Source organism: Streptomyces sp., from assembly GCF_031178505.1.
In the GTDB taxonomy this organism is placed as follows: Bacteria; Actinomycetota; Actinomycetes; order Streptomycetales; family Streptomycetaceae; genus Streptomyces; species Streptomyces gulbargensis.
The window spans coordinates 1-3,567 of the sequence record NZ_JAPSIW010000713.1; the positions used below are offsets into that span (position 1 = coordinate 1).

Annotated in this window: 3 protein-coding genes and 1 pseudogene; all 4 read right to left on the bottom strand. The window is 70.8% G+C overall.

Going from position 1 to position 3,567, the window contains the following annotated elements; translation table 11 throughout:
- Positions 1-312: ATP-binding cassette domain-containing protein (locus RIF68_RS30960; RefSeq protein WP_309054585.1), on the bottom strand; the 312-nt coding region annotated here is incomplete at its 3' end.
- A 115-nt stretch (positions 313-427) separates the two neighbouring features.
- The gene (locus RIF68_RS30965) at positions 428-1,480 is read right to left on the bottom strand and encodes a BMP family ABC transporter substrate-binding protein (RefSeq protein ID WP_309054586.1); all 1,053 of its coding nucleotides are present in this window, start codon (positions 1,478-1,480) and stop codon (positions 428-430) included.
- A 320-nt stretch (positions 1,481-1,800) separates the two neighbouring features.
- Positions 1,801-3,015 (bottom strand): amidohydrolase, encoded by a 1,215-nt coding sequence (locus RIF68_RS30970; protein ID WP_309054587.1) that lies wholly within the window; start codon positions 3,013-3,015, stop codon positions 1,801-1,803.
- Between the two features lie 116 nt (positions 3,016-3,131).
- Positions 3,132-3,567: pseudogene (locus RIF68_RS30975) on the bottom strand (hypothetical protein); the annotation flags it as partial.

The window sequence follows — 3,567 nt, forward strand, 5'->3', positions numbered from 1 at the left end:
GTCACCGGGGCTGGAGAAGGTGACCTGCTCACCGTCAACGGCGATGGTGCCCTCGTCCGGCTTCTGCATGCCGTAGAGGATCTTCATGAGGGTCGACTTGCCGGCGCCGTTCTCGCCGATGAGGGCGTGCACGGTGCCCTTGCGGACCGTGATGGCGATGTCCTTGTTGGCGACGACGCCGGGGAATCGCTTGGTGATGCCGTGCAGTTCTACGGCAGGGGGGCTGGACGCGTTGATGACGCACTCTCCTTGGCCGGAAGGAGTGGGAGCGGGAGGGCAGGGCGGGGCGAAGTTATCGTGCCGGGGAGACATCTACACGCGTAGCGCTGCCGAAAAGTGAAATCCCGTGGGGGAATGGGGCCGAGGCCCGGTTCCGGTGGGGGTGCCACCGGAGCCGGGCCCGCGGCTCAGGTCGTGACCTGCGTCCTTACGGAGCGGTCTTGACCGTGATCTTGCCGTCGACGATGTCCTTCTTCGCCTTGTCCACGGCGGCGATGACGTCGGTCATCTTCTTGTACGCCGGGTTGGAGTCGGCCAGGCCGACACCGTCCGCGGCGAGGCCGTAGCGGACCTCGCCGCTCTGCGGCTTGCCGTCCTTGACCGACTTGATCAGGTTGAAGACGGAGTCGGCGACGTCCTTGGTCACCGAGGTGAGGATGTGCTCCTTGTACTTGGAGAGACCCACCTGGTTGTACTGGTCGGAGTCGACACCGATCGCCCACTTGCCGTCGCTGGCGGCGGCCTCGATGGCACCGGCGCCGGCCAGACCGGCGGCGGCGTAGATCACGTCGGCGCCCTTGTCGAGCTGGCCCTGCGCGGCGGCCTTGCCCAGGTCGGGCTTGGAGAAGCCGTCGAAGTTCGGGGGCTGGGTCAGGTACTGGGTGAGCACCTTCGCCTTGGGGTTGGTGTCCTTGACGCCCTGGGCGAAGCCCGCCTCGAACTTCTTGATCAGCGGGACCTCGACACCGCCGATGAAGCCGACCGTGCCGGTCTTGGACGCCTTGGCGGCGGCGACGCCGGCCAGGTAGGAGCCCTGCTCCTCGTTGAAGACCAGGTTGGCGATGTTGTCGCCGGTCTTCGAGGTGTCGTCGATCAGACCGAAGGTGGTCTTCGGGTACTGCTTGGCGACCTTCTCGATGGCCGGGGCGTAGGCGAAGCCGACGCCGATGACCGGGTTGTTGCCGGCGCGGGCCAGCGCGGTGAGGCGCTGCACCTTGTCGGCGTCACCCTCGCCGTCCGACGGCTCGCCCTCGGCGATCTTGGCGCCCAGCTCCTCCTGGGCGCGCTTGAGACCCGCGTAGGCGGCGTCGTTGAACGACTGGTCGCCGCGGCCGCCGATGTCGTACGCGATGGCGGCCTTCGTCGCCTTCGAGTCGGAACCGGAACCGGACTCCGTCGAAGACTTGCCACACGCGGTGGCCGAGAGGGCGAGCGCCGCGGAGGCGATGCCCACGGTCGTGATCCTGGTGATCCGGCGCAAGAGGAGGGTCCCTTCAAGACTGACCGAAAGCGCCTCTTCCGGCGCTGGTTTCGCGGCGATCGTAACGCGCGTAGATGTCAGTTAAAGACCCGTTCATGAGTCGTTATCGGATCGTCGCGAACCGGCCGGGAGAGGCGACCGGGGGCGTTCGGCCCGGTACAGCCGGTTATATCGGCGGGCCCTCCGGCCGATCCGGAATCCGTGCGCGGCACGCCGTGGGTTGGGCCGGACGGCTGAGCGGGCGGTGCCGAGCGGGGCGCGGCCCCCCGCGGACGCGCCCGGCCGCGGGGGGCGGGCGCGGAACGGCGGGCCGCGGGGGGTCAGGCGGTGGCGTCGATGAGGGCCGCGGCCGTGAACAGTTCGACGGCGGTCTCGATGCAGCGCTCGTCCACGTCGAAGTCGCCGGCGTGGAGGTCGCGGACGCGGGTGTCGCCCGGGGTGCGGACGCCGAGGCGGGCCATGGCGCCGGGGACGTGCTCCAGATACCAGGAGAAGTCCTCGCCGCCGAGGCTCTGCTCGGTGTCCTCGATGGCGAGCGGGCCGAGGCGGGCGGTCATGGCGTCGCGGAGCAGCTCGGTGACGACCGGGTCGTTGACGACCGGCGGGACGCCCCGGACGTAGTTGACGGTCGACTTCGCCCGGTGCAGGGTCGCGATCTCGTCCACGGCCGCGTGCACCAGGTCGGGCGCTTCGCGCCAGGTGCGCAGGTCGAGGCAGCGGACGGTGCCGGAGAGCTCGGCGTGCTGCGGGATGACGTTCGGCGCGTGGCCGGATTCGATGCGGCCCCAGGTGACCGAGAGGCCGGAGCGGGCGTCGACGCGGCGGGCGAGCACGGCCGGGACGTCGGTGGCGATCCGGGCGGCGGCGGTGACCAGGTCGGTGGTGAGGTGCGGGCGGGCGGTGTGGCCGCCGGGCCCGTCGAGGGTGATCTCCAGGCGGTCGCAGGCGGAGGTGATGGGGCCGGCGCGCAGGCCGATCTTCCCGGCGTCCACCCGCGGGTCGCAGTGGAGGGCGATGATCCGGCCGACGCCGTCCAGGACGCCGGCGGCCACGGCCTCGGCGGCGCCGCCGGGCAGCACCTCCTCGGCGGGCTGGAAGAGGAGCCGTACGGCGTTGGGCAGCAGGCCCTCGCGGTCGAGCTCGGCGAGGACCAGGCCGGCGCCGAGGACGGTGGTGGTGTGGACGTCGTGACCGCAGGCGTGGGCGCGGTTCGGCACGGTGGACCGGTAGGGGACGGTCTTGACGTCGGGGATGGGCAGCGCGTCGAGGTCGGCGCGGAGGGCCAGCATGGGGCGGCGCCCGTCCCAGGTGCCGATGTCACAGATGAGGCCGGTGCCGGCTGGGAGAACCTTCGGCGCGAGGCCGGCCGCCTCCAGGCGGGCCTTGAGCGCGGCGGTCGTACGGAACTCCTGGTTCCCGAGCTCGGGGTGCATGTGCACATCCCTGCGGAACGCGATCAGTTCGGCGCGCAGGGGTGCGGACAGTGTTCCGGGCAGGGTGGCGGAGCCGGGCTCACGGGACGTCAACTGGTTCACCTTTTGAAGGGTATGCCCACGCGGTGATCAACTGCCCGTCGATCACCAAAAGTTCAACCCGTTAGGGGAAAGAATCTCGGTTCATCAGGTATGACGAGGGCTCCCTGTGGGTAAGCTCACCCGAATTCGAGCCGGTCGGTTCGGGAGGTCGCGCGGGCCGTGAGCCGGTCGACCTCGTGGGCGGCGGTGCCCGCCACCCCCGCCAGGAAGCCCTGGGCGCGGGGTGAGGCGGTGGCCCGGAGCCACTCGGGCTCGATCGCGCAGACGGCGACCCTGACCCCCGTCCCCGAGAGGGCGAGCGGCAGGGTGTGGACGACCGTTGAGGGAAAGCTCACGATCGTACGGCCGATCGGGCCGCGCCGGGCGATCAGCTCCAGGGGCAGTTCGGGCCGGACCACCTGCAGGCCGGTCTCGACGGCGATCCGGTGCAGCTTCTCGGCGCTCTCGCGGCGGTGGGCGAAGTAGCGGGTGGCGCCGTGGGTCCGGGCGAGGCGGGTGACCACCCGCAGGTACTGGTCGGCGTCGACGACGCCGGTCTCGACCAGGGAGGTC